This is a genomic window from Pseudomonas alvandae (assembly GCF_019141525.1).
GTDB classification, from domain to species: Bacteria; Pseudomonadota; Gammaproteobacteria; order Pseudomonadales; family Pseudomonadaceae; genus Aquipseudomonas; species Aquipseudomonas alvandae.
In genome coordinates this window covers 4262437-4281626 of sequence record NZ_CP077080.1, presented here as the reverse complement: position 1 = coordinate 4281626, position 19190 = coordinate 4262437, and the positions used below count along the sequence as shown (strand labels likewise).

Below are 19190 nucleotides of genomic sequence, written 5' to 3'. Positions count from 1 at the left end.
TTGAAAAAGGACGCGATTCTATCAGGCCCGGGCGCGCAAGGCTAAAGAGAAGGGCGGATAAGCGCCAGGCTATGGCGATGGCCGGCCAGGTAATCGTCGATGCAGCGGATGATCAGCTCGCTGCGCCAGTGATCGCGCTGTTCGAGCAGTTCGTCACGGGACAGCCATTTGGCGCCGAGGATGCCGTCGTCCAGTTGGTATTCGGGATGGTGTTTCAGGGCTTTGGCGGCGAAGCAGACCCGTTGGTAGGTCACGCCGTTGCTCGGGGCGGTGTAGAGGTAGATGCCGGTGACGCTGGTGGGCTCGACGTCCCAGCCGGTTTCTTCGAGGGTTTCGCGCACGGCGGCTTCGATCAGGGTTTCGTTGGGGTCCAGGTGGCCGGCGGGTTGGTTGAGCACTGCGCGGCCGCCCTTGGATTCTTCCACCATCAGGAAGCGGCCGTGGTCTTCGACGATGGTGGCGACGGTGATGTGGGGGTTCCAGTCCATGATGGTTCCTCTATTGTTGGATTGAGATGCGAATCCCCTGTGGGAGCGGGCTTGCTCGCGAAAGCGGTGTGTCAGTCAATGCAAATGTTGAATGATAAATTGCCTTCGCGAGCAAGCCCGCTCCCACAGGGGCAAATAGGGTATGCATAAAAACACAAACCCCGGCACAAGGCCGGGGTTCGTGGTGCTTCCTTGCAGCCTTACACCAGCGCAGCAATCGCCGCGTTGAAGGTGGTGCTCGGGCGCATGGCCTTGCGGGTCAGCTCAGGGTTGGCGAAGTAGTAACCGCCGATGTCCACGGGCTTGCCCTGGACCGCATTGAGCTCGGCAACGATTTTTTCTTCGTTGTCGGTCAGGGTCTTGGCCAGGGTGGTGAACTGCGCCTTGAGGGCTGCGTCGTCATCCTGGGCGGCCAATGCCTGGGCCCAGAACAGGGTCAGGTAGAAGTGGCTGCCGCGGTTGTCGATGCCGCCGACCTTGCGCGAAGGCGACTTGTTGCGGTCCAGGAACTCGCCAGTCGCCTGGTCGAGGGTCTTGGCCAGCACCAGCGCCTTGGGGTTGTTGTAGGTCACGCCCAGGTGTTCCAGGGAAGCGGCCAGGGCCAGGAACTCGCCCAGGGAATCCCAGCGCAGGAAGTTTTCTTCCAGCAGTTGCTGTACGTGCTTGGGTGCCGAACCGCCGGCGCCGGTTTCGAACAGGCCGCCACCGTTCATCAGCGGCACGATCGACAGCATCTTGGCGCTGGTGCCCAGTTCCATGATCGGGAACAGGTCGGTCAGGTAGTCGCGCAGTACGTTGCCGGTCACCGAAATGGTGTCCTTGCCTTCGCGGGTGCGAGCCAGGGTGAATTTCATCGCGTCGACAGGCGACATGATGCGGATGTCCAGGCCGCTGGTGTCATGGTCCTTCAGGTAAGCCTGGACCTTCTCGATCATTACGCCGTCGTGGGCGCGCATCGGGTCGAGCCAGAAGATCGCCGGGGTGGCGCTGGCGCGGGCACGGTTGACGGCCAGCTTGACCCAATCCTGGATCGGCGCGTCCTTGGTCTGGCACATGCGGAAGATATCGCCAGTCTCGACGTTCTGCTCCAGCAGGGTGCGACCGTTGTTGTCCGAAACACGGACCACGCCGTCGGCCTTGATCTGGAAGGTCTTGTCGTGGGAACCGTACTCTTCGGCTTTCTTGGCCATCAGGCCAACGTTTGGCACGCTGCCCATGGTAGTCGGATCGAAGGCGCCGTGTTGCTTGCAGTCTTCGATCACCGCCTGGTAGATGGTGGCGTAGCAGCGATCCGGGATCACGGCCTTGGTGTCGTGCAGCTGGCCGTCGGTGCCCCACATCTTGCCGGAGTCACGGATCATGGCTGGCATCGAGGCGTCGACGATGACGTCGCTCGGCACGTGCAGGTTGGTGATGCCCTTGTCGGAGTTGACCATCGCCAGTGCTGGACGAATGGCGTAGACCGCCTGGATGTCGGCTTCGATCTGGGCCTGCTGCTCGGCCGGCAGGGCCTTGATGCGGGCGTACAGGTCGCCGATGCCGTTGTTCAGGTTGAAACCGATCTGCTCCAGCACTTCGGCGTGCTTGGCCAGCGCGTCCTTGTAGTACTCGGCGACGATCTGGCCGAACATGATCGGGTCGGAGACCTTCATCATGGTGGCTTTCAGGTGGACCGACAGCAGGACGCCTTTTTGCTTGGCGTCTTCGATTTCGGCGGCGATGAAGTTGCGCAGGGCGTTTTTGCTCAGCACGGCGCAATCGAGGATCTCACCGGCTTGAACGGTGGTCTTTTCCTTCAGGACGGTGGCGGTGCCGTCCTTGGCGATCAGCTCGATCTTCACGCTGCCCGCGGCGTCGATCAGGGCGGCTTTTTCGCTGCCGTAGAAATCGCCGGCGTTCATGTGAGCGACGTGGGACTTGGAGTCGGCAGCCCAGGCGCCCATCTTGTGCGGGTGCTTGCGGGCGTAGTTCTTGACCGACAGCGGCGCACGACGGTCGGAGTTGCCTTCGCGCAGGACCGGGTTCACGGCACTGCCCTTGACCTTGTCATAGCGAGCGCGAGCTTCTTTCTCGGCGTCGGTGGTCACGGTTTCCGGGTAGTCCGGCAGAGCGTAGCCCTGGGCCTGCAATTCTTTGATCGCGGCCTGCAGTTGCGGCACCGAGGCGCTGATGTTCGGCAGCTTGATGATGTTGGCTTCAGGCGTAACGGCCAGGTCGCCCAGTTCGGCAAGGTGGTCGGCTACGGCTTTGTCACCCAGTTGCTCGGGGAAGCTGGCCAGGATGCGCCCTGCGAGGGAGATGTCGCGGGTCTCCACGGCGATGTCGGCCGAAGCGGTGAAGGCTTCGACGATCGGCAGCAGCGAATAGGTGGCGAGGGCAGGCGCTTCGTCGGTGAAGGTATAGATGATCTTCGAGCGGGTGGGCATATTCGGATTAACTCTCTTCTTTGCTAAAGCATGCGCAGAAACTCGAGGGGCGCCGGGTAAGCGCGTTCGTTCAAAGTCATCCGTGAGCCGAATGTCGAGGTTTCTTCGCGGTGATGTTGGGTGCATCAGTCGAGCGTCAAGCGGTCGGGCCGCGGTAACGGTCCGGCTTTTAAAATGGCGGAAAGTCTCGTTATAGAGCCGTCAGCCGTCGTGACCCTGTGGTCAGCGGCGGCATTATACATAGGTAGCTGGCGATCTGCCGACGGTTCATAGACTTCCGTACACGTCCATTGGTCTAAACGTCGCATGCCAAGGGTGGTGGACTATGCTCATGTTTGGCGCTTTTCCCTTGGTTTTCAGGCTTGTACATCGCGAACTGCGGCACTTTCGTCCTTGATGGGCCTAACGTAGGGTTTGCGTGCCGATTCAACTGGGTTACGCTCGAACGCAAGCCAGATGTTCAATCCAAGCAATGGAGTTCAGCATGGGGTATCAAAAGATTCAGGTTCCGGCCGTCGGTGACAAAATCACCGTCAACGCAGACCATTCTCTTAATGTTCCCGACAATCCGATCATCCCCTTCATCGAAGGCGACGGCATTGGCGTTGATATCAGTCCGGTCATGATCAAGGTGGTCGACGCCGCGGTCGAGAAGGCATACGGCGGCAAGCGCAAGATTTCCTGGATGGAAGTCTACGCCGGTGAAAAAGCCACCCAGGTCTACGACCAGGACACCTGGCTACCCCAGGAAACCCTGGACGCGGTCAAGGACTACGTGGTTTCCATCAAGGGCCCGCTGACCACGCCGGTCGGTGGCGGTATCCGCTCGCTGAACGTAGCGCTGCGCCAGCAGCTCGACCTGTATGTCTGCCTGCGCCCGGTGCGCTGGTTCGAAGGCGTGCCCAGCCCGGTCAAGAAGCCTGGCGACGTGGACATGACGATCTTCCGCGAGAACTCCGAAGACATCTATGCCGGCATCGAGTGGAAGGCCGGTTCGGCCGAAGCCACCAAAGTCATCAAGTTCCTTAAAGAAGAAATGGGCGTCACCAAGATCCGCTTCGACGAAGATTGCGGTATCGGTGTCAAGCCGGTTTCCAAGCAGGGCACCAAGCGCCTGGCGCGCAAGGCCTTGCAATATGTCGTCGACAACGACCGCGACTCGCTGACCATCGTGCACAAAGGCAACATCATGAAGTTCACCGAAGGTGCCTTCAAGGAATGGGCCTACGAAGTGGCGGCCGAAGAGTTCGGCGCGACCCTGCTCGATGGCGGGCCATGGATGCAGTTCAAGAACCCGAAGACCGGCAAGAATGTCGTGGTCAAGGACGCCATCGCCGACGCCATGCTCCAGCAGATCCTGCTGCGTCCGGCTGAATATGACGTGATCGCCACCCTGAACCTCAACGGCGACTACCTCTCCGATGCCCTGGCGGCGGAAGTAGGTGGTATCGGCATCGCGCCGGGCGCCAACCTGTCCGACACCGTGGCAATGTTCGAAGCCACCCACGGTACCGCGCCTAAATACGCAGGCAAGGATCAAGTCAACCCGGGGTCGCTGATCCTGTCGGCGGAAATGATGCTGCGCCACATGGGCTGGACCGAAGCGGCTGACCTGATCATCAAGGGCACCAACGGCGCGATTTCGGCCAAGACCGTGACCTATGACTTCGAGCGCCTGATGGACGGTGCCAAGCTGGTGTCGTCTTCCGGCTTCGGCGATGCGCTGATTTCCCATATGTAAGCGAAGCCTGGACACAAAAATGCCCGGTTCGAGTGATCGAAACCGGGCATTTTCATGGGTGGGGCAGGCCTTTAATGGTCCTCGGTGACCCGAGGCTTGACGTGGACCCTGGTCGGCTCTGGCTTTTCGCTGAAAGGAGTGCTCTCGGCGTCGACGGCGACCGGACGAATTTCAACGGCATGTATGCCCTTTGGCCCTTGTATCATGCAGAACGTCACGGGCTGTCCTGCCTTCAGGGTTTTATAGCCGTCCATCTGAATGACGGAATAATGAGCGAAGAGATCTTCGTCCTTCCCGTCCTGGATAATGAAACCGTAGCCCTTGGCGTTATTGAACCATTTGACCTTTCCCTTGACTCGCATGCTGGTGGTACCTGACATACCAATTTCCCTCTGCAACACACCCCGGCAACGGAGTATCATCCTGATGATCCGCCGTCGATCATGGAAATCGGATTGACTTCGCGGACCTTTTTAACCCACGGTGGGCTCTATTGGTTGTAACACCGATTTGCCGTTAGTCAAGGTGATCGGGCGGTAGCGGTTGAAATCGCCCGCAAGCGGCCCCATCACTGTATTTGCCAACTAAAACGAACCTTTCTTTCCATGCATGCAATCAGCCAGATTCGACTAACATTCAATCAGGATCGCCCGGATCAACATGACGACGATTCAGCGGGCATTGCTGTTCAGGAATCAAAGCCCGCTTTACAGGCGCCACCGATGTACAAGGTGGTTTTGTTCAACGATGACTACACACCGATGGATTTCGTCGTCGAAGTGCTCGAGGTGTTTTTCAACCTGAATCGTGAGCTGGCGACCAAGGTCATGCTGGCCGTTCATACAGAGGGACGGGCAGTATGTGGTGTGTTTACCCGCGACATCGCGGAGACCAAGGCCATGCAGGTCAACCAGTACGCCAGGGAAAGCCAGCATCCGCTACTCTGTGAAATCGAGAAGGACGGTTAACGCCGACCACTTGGGTATGAGGTGAACCATGTTAAACCGCGAGCTCGAAGTCACCCTCAATCTTGCCTTCAAGGAGGCTCGTTCGAAGCGTCATGAGTTCATGACAGTCGAACACCTGCTGTTGGCCCTACTGGATAACGAGGCTGCCGCCACCGTTTTGCGTGCCTGCGGCGCGAACCTCGACAAACTCAAGCACGATTTGCAGGAGTTCATCGACTCCACCACGCCACTGATCCCCGTTCACGACGAGGATCGCGAAACCCAGCCAACCCTGGGCTTCCAGCGGGTGCTGCAACGTGCTGTCTTCCATGTGCAGAGCTCGGGCAAGCGTGAAGTGACCGGGGCCAACGTGCTGGTCGCCATCTTCAGTGAGCAGGAAAGCCAGGCGGTGTTCCTGCTCAAGCAGCAGAGCGTCGCGCGTATCGATGTCGTCAACTACATTGCCCATGGCATTTCCAAAGTGCCGGGGCATGGCGATCATTCCGAGGGTGAACAGGATATGCAGGACGACGAGGGCGGTGAGTCTTCTTCTTCAGGCAATCCGCTGGACGCGTATGCCAGCAACCTGAACGAGCTGGCCCGCCAGGGCCGCATCGATCCGCTGGTTGGGCGCGAGGCGGAAGTCGAGCGCGTTGCGCAGATTCTCGCCCGGCGCCGCAAGAACAACCCGTTGCTGGTGGGTGAGGCAGGCGTGGGCAAGACCGCAATCGCCGAAGGCCTGGCCAAGCGCATCGTCGACAACCAGGTGCCGGATCTGCTGGCCAACAGTGTGGTGTATTCCCTCGACCTGGGGGCCTTGCTGGCCGGTACCAAATACCGTGGCGATTTCGAGAAGCGCTTCAAGGCGCTGCTCGGCGAGCTGAAAAAACGCCCGCAAGCAATCCTGTTCATCGACGAGATCCACACCATCATCGGCGCGGGCGCTGCGTCGGGTGGCGTCATGGATGCCTCGAACCTGCTCAAACCGCTGCTGTCCTCGGGTGATATCCGTTGCATCGGCTCGACCACGTTCCAGGAATTCCGTGGGATCTTCGAGAAGGACCGTGCCCTGGCACGGCGTTTCCAGAAGGTCGATGTGTCGGAGCCGTCGGTGGAAGACACCATCGGCATCCTGCGTGGCCTGAAAGGGCGTTTCGAGCTGCACCACAACATCGAATACAGCGACGAGGCATTGCGCGCCGCTGCCGAGCTGGCGTCACGCTACATCAATGATCGGCACATGCCGGACAAGGCCATCGACGTCATCGACGAGGCGGGCGCCTACCAGCGGCTGCAGCCGGTGGAGAATCGCGTCAAGCGTATCGAGGTGCCGCAAGTCGAGGACATCGTCGCCAAAATCGCGCGGATTCCGCCAAAACACGTCACCAGCTCCGACAAGGAACTGCTACGTAACCTGGAGCGTGACCTGAAGCTGACGGTGTTCGGCCAGGATGCGGCCATCGACTCGCTCTCGACCGCCATCAAGCTGTCCCGCGCGGGACTCAAGTCGCCGGACAAGCCGGTCGGTTCCTTCCTGTTCGCCGGGCCTACCGGTGTCGGCAAGACCGAGGCGGCACGGCAGTTGGCCAAGGCGATGGGCATCGAGCTGGTGCGCTTCGACATGTCCGAGTACATGGAGCGCCACACCGTATCGCGTCTGATCGGTGCGCCTCCGGGCTATGTCGGTTTCGACCAGGGCGGCCTGTTGACCGAGGCGATTACCAAGCAGCCTCACTGTGTGCTGTTGCTCGATGAAATCGAGAAGGCGCATCCGGAAGTCTTCAACCTGCTGCTGCAGGTCATGGACCACGGTACGCTGACCGACAACAACGGGCGCAAGGCGGATTTCCGCAACGTGATCATCATCATGACCACGAACGCCGGTGCCGAGACCGCGGCGCGCGCTTCGATCGGTTTCACCCATCAGGACCACTCGTCCGATGCGATGGAAGTGATCAAGAAGAGCTTCACGCCTGAATTCCGCAACCGCCTGGACACCATTATCCAGTTTGGTCGCCTCAGCCATGAGGTCATCAAGAGCGTGGTGGACAAGTTCCTTACCGAACTTCAGGCGCAGCTCGAAGACAAGCGTGTATTGCTGGAGGTCACCGATGCGGCGCGCAGCTGGCTGGCGGAAGGTGGTTACGACGTGACGATGGGTGCGCGGCCGATGGCTCGCCTGATCCAGGACAAGATCAAGCGTCCGCTGGCCGAGGAAATCCTGTTTGGCGAACTGGCCGAGCATGGCGGTGTGGTTCACATCGACATCAAGGACGGCGAGCTGACTTTCGACTTCGAAACCACGGCCGAAATGGCTTGATCGTTACCTGCAACAAAGCGAAAGGCGCCGAAAGGCGCCTTTTTGCTGTTCCATGCCTACACCAGGCGCTGCTGTGGGCATGGAACAAGATTGGGTTTCATCACCAGTCCCTGTGGGAGCGAGCTTGCTCGCGATAGCGGTGGGGCAGCTTGCATCAACGGTGCTTGTGCCGCCGCCTTCGCGAGCAAGCTCGCTCCCACAGGGGGGGGCGTGTGTTTCTGAAGATTGGGGCAAATCCCAGGCAAACAAAAACGCCCGACATGAGCCGGGCGTTTTGTATTGACTTGTTAGCGAGCGCGGTAAGTGATGCGCCCTTTGCTCAAGTCATAGGGCGTCAGCTCGACGCGCACTTTGTCACCGGTAAGAATACGAATGTAGTTCTTGCGCATCTTGCCGGAGATATGCGCGGTTACGACGTGCCCATTTTCCAACTCCACACGAAACATGGTGTTGGGCAGGGTGTCGACGACAGTGCCTTCCATTTCGAAGCTGTCTTCTTTCGACATGCAGTAAAGCCCTCGGTATCCAGTGAATGGCCCGGTGCAACTGCGCCAGGCAAAAGCGGCGTGCATTGTGCCCGAAAAAGGGGGGGCAAGCCAAGGGGTTCTTCGGAGTTACTCAATGAATGCGGCGCGTGGATAAGGCGCAGACTACGAGCGGCCCCTAGGCTTTGTCCGAAAAGTGCCTGCGCGACGATCATGCTGCGTTGAAAACAGGCTCGGAATGCTCATTGACAACCAGTCAACTCCGCTTCCTCGCCTGTTTTCGCCTTGCCTGATCGCCGCTCGGCAACTTTTCGTACAAACCCTAGTTCAGGACAACCCACCGCTGGTTGATGAGTAATTCAATGGGCCGATATTGGGTCTTGTAGTTCATTTTTTTGCAGTTCTTGATCCAGTAGCCCAAGTACACCGCTTCCAGGCCCAGGCGGCGGCATTCATTGATCTGCCAGAGGATTGCGTAGCGTCCTAGGCTGCGCTTTTCTTCGTCGGGCTCATAGAAGGTGTAGACCGCCGAGAGGCCGTTGGGCAGCAGGTCGGTGACGGCGATGGCCACCAGCCGACCCTCGAGGCGGAACTCATAAAAACGTGAGAACGGAAGGTCGCGGACCAGGAAGGTCGAAAACTGGTCCCGGCTGGGCGGGTACATGTCGCCGTCGGCGTGGCGTTGTTCGATGTAGCGCTGGTACAGGTCGAAATATTCTTCGGTGAACTGCGGCTTGGCGGGGCGGACCTGTACGTCGGCGTTTCGCTTGAAAATACGCTTCTGCTGCCGGTTGGGGGTGAATCGGGCCACGGGGATGCGCGCCGGAACGCACGCATTGCAATGCTGGCAATGGGGCCGGTAGAGGTGATCGCCGCTGCGACGAAAGCCCATCTCCGACAGATCTGCGTAGACATGCACATCCATGGGCTGGCTAGGGTCGAGGAACAGGGTCGTGGCCTGCTCCTCGGGCAGGTAACTGCAGGAGTGGGGTTGAGTGGCATAGAACTTCAAGCGCGCCAACTCGGTCATGATCAACCCTCGGTATAAGCTTCAAATTCAAGTGTAAGCCAGGAGCGCGAATATCGCTCAGCAAACCCAGGTGGCGTGGTTCGGTTGGTCCAGATGCGCCTTCAGGTAGCCGGCAAACGTCGTACGGGGGATCGACCGCGCGCCCAGGCTATGCAGGTGCTCCGTAGGCATCTGGCAGTCGATCAGCACGAAACCCGCCTCCTTGAGATGTTGGACCAGGGTTGCGAAGCCGAATTTCGACGCATTGTCGGCCCGGCTGAACATGGACTCGCCAAAAAACAGTTGCCCCATCGCCAGGCCGTACAGGCCACCCACCAGTTCGCCTTGATCCCAGACTTCCACCGAATGGGCGAAGCCGCGCCGGTGCAGTTCCAGATAAGCGGTCTGCATGGCTTCGGTGATCCAGGTGCCGTCGGCATAATCGCGGGGCGCGGCGCAGGCCTTGATGACGGCGGCGAAATCCCGGTCGAACGTCACTTCATAGCGGCGTTTGCGCAGAAGCTTGCCCAGGCTGCGCGAGACATGCAGCTCGTCGGGAAACAGCACCGTACGCGGATCCGGCGACCACCACAGGATCGGCTGGCCTTCGGAAAACCACGGAAAACAACCGTGGCGATAGGCCTGGATCAAGCGGTCGGCGGACAGATCCCCACCGGCGGCGAGCAAGCCGTTGGGGTCGCGCATGGCTTTTTCCAGTGGCGGAAAATCGAAGGTGTTGCGTTGTAACCAAGTCAGCATGGGTGTCCGGGCTTGCAGAAGGGGAGGGCGGCGCTCCAGATGAACCAGAGCCCGCCTAGAGGTTAACCGTCAAACGGCCGGGATGTCATCGAGATACTTTTCCGCATCCAGGGCGGCCATGCACCCGGCGCCGGCGGAAGTAATGGCCTGGCGGTAGACATGATCGGCCACATCGCCGGCGGCAAACACACCTTCGATGTCGGTGGCCGTGGCGTTGCCTTCGCTGCCGCCACGCACGATCAAATAGCCGTCGCGCATCTTCAGTTGGCCCTGGAACAGGTCGGTGTTGGGCTTATGACCGATGGCGATGAAGACCCCGGCCAGGGACAGCGTACTGGTTTCGCCGGTCTCGCTGTGCCGCAGGCGCGCGCCGGTCACGCCACTGGCGTCGCCGAGAACCTCGTCCAGGTTCTGGTTCCAGTGCAGGCGGATATTGCCGTTGGTGGCTTTCTCGAAAAGCTTGTCTTGCAATATCTTCTCCGAGCGCAGCTTGTCCCGGCGGTGGATCAAGTGCACCTCCTTGGCGATGTTCGACAGGTACAGCGCTTCTTCTACGGCGGTGTTGCCGCCGCCGACCACTGCGACTACCTGGTTTCGGTAGAAAAAACCGTCGCAGGTCGCGCAGGCTGAAACACCTTTGCCGGCGAAGGTTTCCTCCGACGGCAGGCCGAGGTACTGGGCCGAGGCGCCAGTGGCGATAATCAGCGCGTCGCAGGTGTAGGTGCCGCTGTCACCGATGAGTTCGAACGGGCGCTGTTGCAACTTGGCGGTGTGGATATGGTCGTAGACGATCTGCGTGTCGAAGCGCTCGGCATGCCGCTGCATGCGTTCCATCAGCACCGGGCCGGTCAGGCCTTCGACGTCGCCGGGCCAGTTATCGACTTCAACCGTGGTGGTCAGCTGGCCACCGGCCTGCAGGCCGGTGATGACAACGGGTTTGAGGTTGGCGCGGGCCGCATAGACAGCAGCGCTGTACCCTGCAGGGCCGGAACCGAGAATAATCAGGCGTGAATGCTTCGCTTCGCTCATAAAAACACCTCATAAGCCTTTGTCACAAAAGAGAATGCATGCTCAAATTGGCGCCCTGGAACCCTGATCATGGCTATGCTGTCGCCGAGCGTGCGGGCAATGCCTTGGGCATGACAAACCCGTACAATGCTTGAGTTTTGAGCGCAGGGAAGGCAAAAGATCAAAATCTTCGGCAACACCTGCGGTTTTCCGGACGCATGCCACAGTGGTAAAAGTAGTACCGGATGTGCACATTCACTTTTTTACCTGCTCGTCACGGGCAGTTTTTCATAGTCATTCAACAGATGGACGCGCCATAGGCGCAGGAAAAGAAGCGTTTTGAAGAAATCCACCGCAGCACCCAAGACAGTCGTTCCGCTCTGGCGCCAACAATTGCACTACCGGCTCAAGGAAGGTGCGTTGATCGCCATTGGTGCCCTGTGCCTGTTCCTGATGATGGCCTTGCTGACCTACGGCAAGGACGATCCGGGCTGGAGCCATAACAGCAAGATCGACGACGTGCAGAATTTCGGCGGCCCCGCCGGTTCCTATAGCGCAGACATCCTGTTCATGGTGCTGGGCTATTTCGCCTACATTTTCCCCTTGCTGCTGGCGATCAAGACCTATCAGATCTTCCGCCAGCGCCATGAGCCCTGGCAGTGGAGTGGCTGGCTGTTCTCCTGGCGCCTGATCGGCCTGGTGTTCCTGGTGTTGTCGGGGGCCGCGCTGGCCCACATTCATTTCCACGCACCCACTGGCCTGCCGGCCGGGGCGGGTGGCGCGTTGGGTGAAAGCCTCGGCGACCTGGCCCGCAATGCCCTCAACATCCAGGGCAGCACGCTGCTGTTCATCGCCTTGTTCCTGTTCGGCCTGACCGTGTTCACCGACCTGTCGTGGTTCAAGGTCATGGATGTCACCGGCAAGATCACCCTCGACCTCATCGAGCTGATCCAGGGCGCGCTGAACCGCTGGTGGGCGGCGCGCAACGAACGCAAGCAACTGGTGGCGCAACTGCGCGAGGTGGACGACCGGGTCCATGACGTGGTGGCGCCGACCACGCCGGACAAACGCGAGCAGGCCAAGGTCAAGGAACGCCTGATCGAGCGCGAGCAGGCCCTGAGCAAGCACATGTCCGAGCGCGAGAAGCAGGTGCCGCCGGTCATCACCATGGCCCCGGCCAAGCCGCCCGAGCAAAGCAAGCGCGTGCAGAAGGAAAAACAGGCACCGTTGTTCGTCGACAGCGCGGTCGAAGGCACCTTGCCGCCGATCTCGATCCTCGACCCGGCCGAGAAGAAGCAACTCAATTATTCCCCCGAGTCCCTGGCAGCGGTCGGTCACCTGCTGGAGATCAAGCTCAAGGAATTCGGTGTCGAGGTCTCGGTGGATTCGATCCATCCGGGCCCGGTCATCACCCGTTACGAAATCCAGCCGGCCGCCGGCGTGAAGGTCAGCCGTATCGCCAACCTCGCGAAGGACCTCGCGCGCTCCCTCGCCGTGACCAGCGTGCGGGTGGTGGAGGTCATTCCCGGCAAGACCACCGTGGGCATCGAGATTCCCAACGAAGACCGGCAGATCGTGCGTTTCTCCGAGGTGCTGTCGACGCCGGAATACGATAACCACAAGTCGCCGGTCACCCTGGCCCTGGGCCACGACATCGGCGGCAAGCCGGTGATCACCGACCTGGCGAAGATGCCCCACTTGCTGGTGGCCGGTACCACCGGTTCCGGTAAGTCGGTGGGTGTGAACGCGATGATCCTGTCGATCCTGTTCAAGTCCGGCCCGGAAGACGCCAAGCTGATCATGATCGACCCGAAGATGCTCGAACTGTCGATCTACGAGGGCATCCCGCACCTGCTGTGCCCGGTGGTCACCGACATGAAGGATGCGGCCAACGCCCTGCGCTGGAGCGTCGCCGAGATGGAGCGTCGCTACAAGCTCATGGCGAAGATGGGCGTGCGCAACCTGTCGGGCTTCAATGCCAAGGTCAAGGAAGCCGAAGAGGCCGGCACGCCATTGAGCGATCCGCTGTATCACCGCGAAAGCATCCACGACGAAGCGCCGCTGCTGCACAAGCTGCCGACCATCGTGGTGGTGGTGGACGAATTCGCCGACATGATGATGATCGTCGGCAAGAAGGTCGAAGAACTTATCGCCCGTATCGCCCAAAAGGCCCGTGCGGCCGGTATCCACTTGATTCTTGCCACGCAGCGGCCATCCGTGGACGTGATCACCGGCCTGATCAAGGCCAACATCCCGACCCGCATGGCGTTCCAGGTGTCGAGCAAGATCGACTCGCGAACCATCATCGACCAGGGCGGTGCCGAGCAACTGCTGGGCCATGGCGACATGCTCTACATGCCGCCGGGCACCAGCCTGCCGATTCGTGTCCACGGCGCATTTGTTTCCGATGATGAAGTACACCGCGTGGTGGAAGCCTGGAAGCTGCGCGGCGCGCCCGAATACAACGATGACATCCTCAACGGTGTCGAAGAGGCTGGCAGTGGCTTTGAGGGCGGCAGTGGCGGTGGCGGCGATGACGATGCCGAGACCGACGCGCTTTACGACGAAGCAGTGCAGTTTGTCCTGGAGAGCCGCCGGGCCTCGATTTCCGCGGTACAGCGCAAGCTTAAGATCGGCTACAACCGCGCCGCCCGCATGATCGAAGCCATGGAAATGGCCGGGGTCGTGACGGCCATGAACACCAACGGTTCGCGCGAAGTGCTCGCGCCGGGCCCGATGCGCGACTGACTACCCGGGCGGCGTGATGACGCGCCGCTCGACCCCCCACGAATTCATGAGGATTCCCATGCGCCTGATTCGCATGCTGCTGTTGCCCGTATTGGCCTTGAGCACGTTGTCGGCCCACGCCGGCGAAAAGGACGTGGCCCGCCTGACTCAATTGCTGGGTGGCTCCCAGACCCTGACGGCACGCTTTTCCCAGTTGACCCTCGACGGCAGTGGCACCCAATTGCAGGAAACCGCCGGTGACATGGCCCTGCAGCGCCCCGGCCTGTTCTACTGGCACACCGATGCGCCCGCCGAACAACTGATGGTGTCTGATGGCAAGAAAGTTTCCCTGTGGGACCCGGACCTGGAGCAAGTCACCATCAAGACCCTCGACCATCGCCTGACCCAGACACCGGCGTTGCTGCTGTCCGGTGACATCTCCGAGATCAGCCAGAGTTTCGACATTACCTCCAAGGAGGCGGGCGGCGTGATTGACTTCACACTCAAGCCGAAGACCAAGGACAGCCTGTTCGACAGCCTGCGGCTGTCGTTCCGCAATGGGTTGGTCAACGATATGCAACTGATCGACAGCGTTGGCCAGCGCACCAATATCCTGTTCACCGGGGTCAAGGCCAACGAGCCGATCGCCGCGTCCAAGTTCAAGTTCGACATCCCCAAGGGTGCGGATGTGATCCAGGAATAACCCAATGGCCCCCTTGTGGGAGCGAGCTTGCTCGCGATGGCGGCGGATCAGTTGGATTTGATGTGACTGACCCACCGCTATCGCGAGCAAGCTCGCTCCCACAAGGGCGGTCTTCAACAGGACCCCAGTGGAGGTTGCATAGGCAGTGATGGACCTGTTTCGAAGCGCCCCGATTGCCCAGCCATTGGCCGCCCGCCTGCGCGCGACCAACCTGGATGAGTACGTCGGCCAGGAACATGTGCTCGCCCGCGGCAAGCCTCTGCGCGAGGCCCTGGAGCAGGGCGCCCTGCATTCGATGATCTTCTGGGGCCCGCCGGGCGTGGGCAAGACCACCCTGGCGCGGCTGCTGGCGGAAGTCTCGGACGCGCATTTCGAAACGGTGTCGGCGGTGCTGGCCGGGGTCAAGGAAATTCGCCAGGCGGTGGAAATAGCCAAGCAGCAGGCCGGCCAGTACGGCAAGCGCACCATCCTGTTCGTCGACGAAGTCCACCGGTTCAACAAGTCCCAGCAGGATGCGTTCCTGCCCTATGTCGAAGACGGCACGCTGATTTTCATTGGCGCGACCACCGAAAACCCTTCGTTCGAACTGAACAACGCCTTGCTGTCCCGCGCTCGGGTCTACGTACTCAAGAGCCTCGACGAAGCGGCCATGCGCAAGCTGGTGCATCGCGCGCTGACTGAGGAGCGTGGCCTGGGCAAGCGTCACCTGAGCCTCAGCGATGAGGGCTTCCAGATACTGTTCAGCGCCGCCGACGGCGATGGCCGGCGCTTGCTCAACCTGCTGGAAAACGCCTCGGACCTGGCCGAAGACGACAGCGAAATTGGCGTCGAGCTGTTGCAAAGCCTGCTGGGCGATACCCGTCGGCGTTTCGACAAGGGCGGCGAGGCGTTCTACGACCAAATCTCGGCCCTGCACAAATCGGTGCGTGGCTCCAATCCTGACGGTGCCCTGTACTGGTTTGCGCGGATGATCGACGGCGGTTGCGATCCGCTGTACCTGGCCCGGCGGGTGGTGCGCATGGCCAGCGAGGACATCGGCAATGCCGACCCGCGCGCGCTGAGCCTGTGCCTGGCGGCCTGGGACGTGCAGGAACGCCTTGGCAGCCCGGAAGGCGAGCTCGCCGTGGCCCAGGCCATCACCTACCTGGCTTGCGCGCCGAAGAGCAACGCCGTGTACATGGGCTTCAAGGCCGCGATGCGCAGCGCCGCCGAGCACGGCTCCCTGGAAGTGCCGCTGCATCTGCGCAACGCGCCGACCAAGCTCATGAAGCAGTTGGGCTATGGCGACGAATACCGTTATGCCCATGACGAGCCCGACGCGTATGCCGCCGGCGAAGACTATTTTCCCGAAGAACTCGACCCCCAGCACTTCTACCAGCCAGTGCCCCGTGGCCTTGAGTTGAAGATCGGCGAGAAGCTCAACCACTTGGCGCAGTTGGATCGCCTGAGTCCACGGCAGCGGAGAAAGCCTTGATCCCCCTGATACTTGCAGTTTCCGCTGGCGGCGTTGCCGGCACGTTGTTGCGTTTCGCCACCGGTAACTGGATCAATGCAAATTGGCCCAGGCACTTCTATACCGCGACGCTGGCCGTTAATATCGTGGGCTGTCTGCTGATCGGCGTTCTTTACGGCCTGTTTTTGATTCGCCCCGAGGTGCCCATCGAGGTGCGTGCGGGGCTGATGGTCGGCTTTCTTGGCGGCCTGACGACCTTTTCATCCTTTTCACTGGATACGGTGCGCCTGCTGGAAAGCGGCCAAGTGCTGCTGGCCCTGGGCTACGCGGCCATCACCGTATTCGGCGGGCTGCTCGCCACCTGGGCCGGCCTGTCCCTGACCAAACTTTGATAACGAGAGACCGACATGCTCGATTCCAAACTGTTACGTAGCAACCTTCAGGACGTAGCGGACCGCCTGGCTTCCCGTGGCTTTGCCCTGGATGTCGCGCGCATCGAAGCGCTGGAAGAACAGCGCAAGACCGTCCAGACCCGCACCGAAGCCCTGCAGGCTGAACGTAACGCGCGCTCCAAATCCATCGGCCAGGCCAAGCAGCGCGGCGAAGACATCGCGCCGCTGATGGCCGATGTCGAGCGCATGGCGAACGAGTTGAGCGCAGGCAAGACCGAGCTGGACGCGATCCAGACCGAGCTGGACTCGATCCTGCTGGGCATCCCGAACCTGCCCCACGAATCGGTGCCGGTTGGTGAAGACGAAGACGGCAATGTCGAAGTACGCCGCTGGGGCACGCCGACCACCTTTGATTTCCCGGTACAGGACCATGTGGCCCTGGGCGAAAAATTCGGCTGGCTCGACTTCGAGACCGCCGCCAAGCTGTCGGGCGCGCGTTTTGCCTTGCTGCGCGGGCCGATTGCCCGTCTGCATCGCGCCTTGGCGCAGTTCATGATCAACCTGCATGTCACCGAGCACGGCTACGAAGAAGCCTACACCCCGTACCTGGTCCAGGCTCCGGCGCTGCAAGGCACCGGCCAGTTGCCGAAGTTCGAGGAAGACCTGTTCAAGATCAGCCGCGACGGCGAAGCCGACTTGTACCTGATCCCGACCGCCGAAGTCTCGCTGACCAATATCGTCGCGGGCGAGATCGTCGATGCCAAGCAACTGCCGATCAAGTTCGTCGCCCATACGCCGTGCTTCCGCAGCGAAGCCGGCGCGTCGGGCCGTGATACCCGCGGGATGATCCGCCAGCACCAGTTCGACAAAGTCGAGATGGTGCAGATCGTCGAGCCGTCGAAGTCCATGGAAGCCCTGGAAAGCCTGACCGCCAACGCCGAGAAAGTCCTGCAACTGCTGGAGCTGCCGTATCGCACCCTGGCCTTGTGCACCGGCGACATGGGCTTCAGTGCGGTGAAAACCTATGACTTGGAAGTGTGGATTCCGAGCCAGGACAAGTACCGCGAGATTTCCTCGTGCTCCAACTGCGGCGACTTCCAGGCCCGCCGCATGCAGGCCCGCTTCCGCAACCCGGAAACCGGCAAGCCGGAACTGGTCCACACCCTCAATGGCTCCGGCCTGGCGGTGGGTCGTACCCTGGTGGCGGTGCTGGAAAACTACCAGCAGGCCGACGGTTCGATCCGTGTGCCTGAGGTGCTGAAACCGTACATGGGCGGCATCGAGGTCATCGGCTAAATGGACTATCTGCCACTGTTCCACAACCTGCGCGGCAGCCGCGTGCTGGTGGTCGGCGGCGGCGAGATTGCCCTGCGCAAGTCTCGCCTGCTAGTCGACGCCGGCGCGTTGTTGCGGGTGGTCGCACCCGACATCGAACCGCAACTGCGGGAATTGGTCAGTGGCAGCGGCGGCGAATGCGTCCAGCGTGGTTACGTGGAAGCGGACCTGGACGGTTGCGGGCTGATCATTGCCGCCACCGACGACGAGCCGCTCAATGCCCAGGTCTCGGCCGACGCCCACAAGCGTTGTGTGCCGGTCAACGTGGTGGACGCGCCGACGCTCTGCAGCGTGATCTTCCCGGCGATTGTCGATCGCTCGCCCCTGGTGATCGCGGTGTCCAGTGGCGGCGATGCGCCGGTGCTGGCGCGACTGATCCGGGCCAAGCTGGAAACCTGGATTCCGTCTACGTACGGGCAACTGGCCGGTTTGGCGGCGCGTTTTCGCAATCAGGTGAAAGGCTTGTTCCCCGATGTCCAGCAGCGCCGGGCATTCTGGGAAGAGGTGTTCCAAGGCCCGATTGCCGATCGTCAGTTGGCCGGGCAGGGCGCGGAGGCCGAGCGGCTGCTGCGGGAGAAGATCGACGGCGAGGCGCCGAACGCGCCGGGTGAAGTCTACCTGGTGGGCGCGGGGCCGGGCGATCCGGACCTGCTGACCTTCCGCGCCTTGCGCCTGATGCAACAGGCGGACGTGGTGCTGTACGACCGCCTGGTGGCACCGGCGATCCTCGAACTGTGCCGGCGCGACGCCGAACGGGTCTACGTTGGCAAGCGTCGTTCCGAGCATGCGGTGCCGCAGGATCAGATCAACCAGCAATTGGTCGACCTGGCCCGGCAAGGCAAGCGCGTGGTGCGGTTGAAGGGCGGCGACCCGTTCATCTTTGGCCGTGGTGGCGAAGAGATCGAAGAACTGGCGGCCCATGGCATCCCGTTCCAGGTCGTCCCGGGCATCACTGCCGCCAGTGGTTGCGCGGCTTACGCCGGGATTCCGCTGACCCATCGCGACTATGCCCAGTCGGTGCGTTTCATCACCGGTCACCTCAAGGATGGCACCAGCGACTTGCCGTGGGCGGACCTGGTTTCGCCAGCACAGACGTTGGTGTTCTACATGGGCCTGGTCGGCTTGCCAGTGATTTGCACCGAGCTGATCAAGCACGGTCGCGCGGCGAATACGCCGGCGGCGTTGATCCAGCAAGGCACGACGTCAAACCAGCGGGTTTTCACCGGCACTTTGGCGGACTTGCCACGGCTGGTGGCCGAGCATGAAGTGCATGCGCCGACCCTGGTTATCGTTGGGGAAGTGGTGCAGTTGCGCGAGAAACTGGCTTGGTTTGAAGGGGCTCAGGGGCAGGTCTGAGGACCGCGTCGCCCCCATCGCGAGCAAGCTCGCTCCCACAG

Annotated in this window: 16 protein-coding genes; 9 read left to right on the top strand and 7 right to left on the bottom strand. The window is 61.1% G+C overall.

Going from position 1 to position 19190, the window contains the following annotated elements:
- Nucleotides 1-41 precede the first annotated feature (41 nt).
- Entirely contained in the window at nucleotides 42-488 is a 447-nt protein-coding gene (locus KSS97_RS18880; RefSeq protein ID WP_030141332.1) for an NUDIX hydrolase, read from the bottom strand.
- Nucleotides 489-688: 200 nt separating this feature from the next.
- A complete protein-coding gene (locus KSS97_RS18875; protein ID WP_217859898.1) occupies nucleotides 689-2914 on the bottom strand; it encodes an NADP-dependent isocitrate dehydrogenase in 2226 nt (741 codons plus the stop codon).
- 484 nt (nucleotides 2915-3398) lie between these two features.
- On the opposite strand from KSS97_RS18875, the gene icd reads away from it, so the two are divergent.
- Nucleotides 3399-4655, top strand: coding sequence for an NADP-dependent isocitrate dehydrogenase (gene icd / locus KSS97_RS18870; RefSeq protein WP_030141334.1), 1257 nt, complete (start codon nucleotides 3399-3401; stop codon nucleotides 4653-4655).
- Nucleotides 4656-4726: 71 nt separating this feature from the next.
- On the opposite strand, the gene cspD is transcribed toward icd, so the two are convergent.
- Entirely contained in the window at nucleotides 4727-5035 is a 309-nt protein-coding gene (cspD, locus tag KSS97_RS18865; protein WP_437127906.1) for a cold shock domain-containing protein CspD, read from the bottom strand.
- Between the two features lie 225 nt (nucleotides 5036-5260).
- On the opposite strand from cspD, the gene clpS reads away from it, so the two are divergent.
- Entirely contained in the window at nucleotides 5261-5623 is a 363-nt protein-coding gene (gene clpS / locus KSS97_RS18860; RefSeq protein WP_030141336.1) for an ATP-dependent Clp protease adapter ClpS, read from the top strand.
- 28 nt (nucleotides 5624-5651) lie between these two features.
- The gene (gene clpA, locus KSS97_RS18855; RefSeq protein WP_030141337.1) at nucleotides 5652-7922 is read left to right on the top strand and encodes an ATP-dependent Clp protease ATP-binding subunit ClpA; all 2271 of its coding nucleotides are present in this window, start codon (nucleotides 5652-5654) and stop codon (nucleotides 7920-7922) included.
- A gap of 287 nt (nucleotides 7923-8209) precedes the next feature.
- Here the strand turns inward: clpA and infA are convergent, their stop codons facing one another.
- The 4 genes from infA to trxB all read right to left on the bottom strand — a co-directional run bounded on the left by infA (nucleotide 8210) and on the right by trxB (nucleotide 11204).
- Nucleotides 8210-8428 (bottom strand): translation initiation factor IF-1, encoded by a 219-nt coding sequence (gene infA, locus KSS97_RS18850; RefSeq protein ID WP_002553999.1) that lies wholly within the window; start codon nucleotides 8426-8428, stop codon nucleotides 8210-8212.
- Between the two features lie 301 nt (nucleotides 8429-8729).
- Nucleotides 8730-9437: an arginyltransferase gene (locus KSS97_RS18845; RefSeq protein WP_030141338.1), complete on the bottom strand. Its 708-nt coding sequence runs from the start codon at nucleotides 9435-9437 to the stop codon at nucleotides 8730-8732.
- Nucleotides 9438-9494: 57 nt separating this feature from the next.
- Nucleotides 9495-10175: a leucyl/phenylalanyl-tRNA--protein transferase gene (aat, locus tag KSS97_RS18840; protein WP_217859897.1), complete on the bottom strand. Its 681-nt coding sequence runs from the start codon at nucleotides 10173-10175 to the stop codon at nucleotides 9495-9497.
- A 69-nt stretch (nucleotides 10176-10244) separates the two neighbouring features.
- Nucleotides 10245-11204 carry a thioredoxin-disulfide reductase gene (gene trxB, locus KSS97_RS18835; RefSeq protein ID WP_217859896.1) on the bottom strand — a complete coding sequence of 320 codons (960 nt, stop codon included), beginning with the start codon at nucleotides 11202-11204 and terminating at the stop codon, nucleotides 10245-10247.
- A gap of 318 nt (nucleotides 11205-11522) precedes the next feature.
- Here trxB and KSS97_RS18830 point away from each other — a divergent pair, with 318 nt between their 5' ends.
- From KSS97_RS18830 to cysG, 6 genes are all read left to right on the top strand, one after another.
- Nucleotides 11523-13931, top strand: coding sequence for a DNA translocase FtsK (locus KSS97_RS18830; protein WP_030141341.1), 2409 nt, complete (start codon nucleotides 11523-11525; stop codon nucleotides 13929-13931).
- 58 nt (nucleotides 13932-13989) lie between these two features.
- Nucleotides 13990-14613: an outer membrane lipoprotein periplasmic chaperone LolA gene (gene lolA / locus KSS97_RS18825; RefSeq protein ID WP_030141342.1), complete on the top strand. Its 624-nt coding sequence runs from the start codon at nucleotides 13990-13992 to the stop codon at nucleotides 14611-14613.
- Nucleotides 14614-14761: 148 nt separating this feature from the next.
- Nucleotides 14762-16087 carry a replication-associated recombination protein A gene (locus KSS97_RS18820; RefSeq protein WP_030141343.1) on the top strand — a complete coding sequence of 442 codons (1326 nt, stop codon included), beginning with the start codon at nucleotides 14762-14764 and terminating at the stop codon, nucleotides 16085-16087.
- Nucleotides 16084-16458 (top strand): fluoride efflux transporter CrcB, encoded by a 375-nt coding sequence (gene crcB, locus KSS97_RS18815; protein WP_030141344.1) that lies wholly within the window; start codon nucleotides 16084-16086, stop codon nucleotides 16456-16458. The genes KSS97_RS18820 and crcB overlap by 4 nt, the downstream gene beginning before the upstream one ends.
- Nucleotides 16459-16473: 15 nt before the next feature.
- Complete coding sequence (serS, locus tag KSS97_RS18810) at nucleotides 16474-17754, top strand: serine--tRNA ligase (RefSeq protein WP_030141345.1); 1281 nt, start codon at nucleotides 16474-16476, stop codon at nucleotides 17752-17754.
- Nucleotides 17755-19149, top strand: a complete 1395-nt coding sequence (gene cysG / locus KSS97_RS18805) for a siroheme synthase CysG (RefSeq protein WP_030141346.1) — start codon at nucleotides 17755-17757, stop codon at nucleotides 19147-19149.
- Nucleotides 19150-19190 lie beyond the last annotated feature (41 nt).

Excerpts from the sequence above, each read along its gene's own strand:
- KSS97_RS18880 (WP_030141332.1), bottom strand. The coding sequence starts at position 488 with ATGGACTGGAACCCCCACATCACCGTCGCCACCATCGTCGAAGACCAC.
- KSS97_RS18875 (WP_217859898.1), bottom strand. The coding sequence starts at position 2,914 with ATGCCCACCCGCTCGAAGATCATCTATACCTTCACCGACGAAGCGCCT.
- icd (WP_030141334.1), top strand. The coding sequence starts at position 3,399 with ATGGGGTATCAAAAGATTCAGGTTCCGGCCGTCGGTGACAAAATCACC.
- cspD (WP_437127906.1), bottom strand. The coding sequence starts at position 5,035 with ATGTCAGGTACCACCAGCATGCGAGTCAAGGGAAAGGTCAAATGGTTC.
- clpS (WP_030141336.1), top strand. The coding sequence starts at position 5,261 with ATGCATGCAATCAGCCAGATTCGACTAACATTCAATCAGGATCGCCCG.
- clpA (WP_030141337.1), top strand. The coding sequence starts at position 5,652 with ATGTTAAACCGCGAGCTCGAAGTCACCCTCAATCTTGCCTTCAAGGAG.
- infA (WP_002553999.1), bottom strand. The coding sequence starts at position 8,428 with ATGTCGAAAGAAGACAGCTTCGAAATGGAAGGCACTGTCGTCGACACC.
- KSS97_RS18845 (WP_030141338.1), bottom strand. The coding sequence starts at position 9,437 with ATGACCGAGTTGGCGCGCTTGAAGTTCTATGCCACTCAACCCCACTCC.
- aat (WP_217859897.1), bottom strand. The coding sequence starts at position 10,175 with ATGCTGACTTGGTTACAACGCAACACCTTCGATTTTCCGCCACTGGAA.
- trxB (WP_217859896.1), bottom strand. The coding sequence starts at position 11,204 with ATGAGCGAAGCGAAGCATTCACGCCTGATTATTCTCGGTTCCGGCCCT.
- lolA (WP_030141342.1), top strand. The coding sequence starts at position 13,990 with ATGCGCCTGATTCGCATGCTGCTGTTGCCCGTATTGGCCTTGAGCACG.
- KSS97_RS18820 (WP_030141343.1), top strand. The coding sequence starts at position 14,762 with ATGGACCTGTTTCGAAGCGCCCCGATTGCCCAGCCATTGGCCGCCCGC.
- serS (WP_030141345.1), top strand. The coding sequence starts at position 16,474 with ATGCTCGATTCCAAACTGTTACGTAGCAACCTTCAGGACGTAGCGGAC.
- cysG (WP_030141346.1), top strand. The coding sequence starts at position 17,755 with ATGGACTATCTGCCACTGTTCCACAACCTGCGCGGCAGCCGCGTGCTG.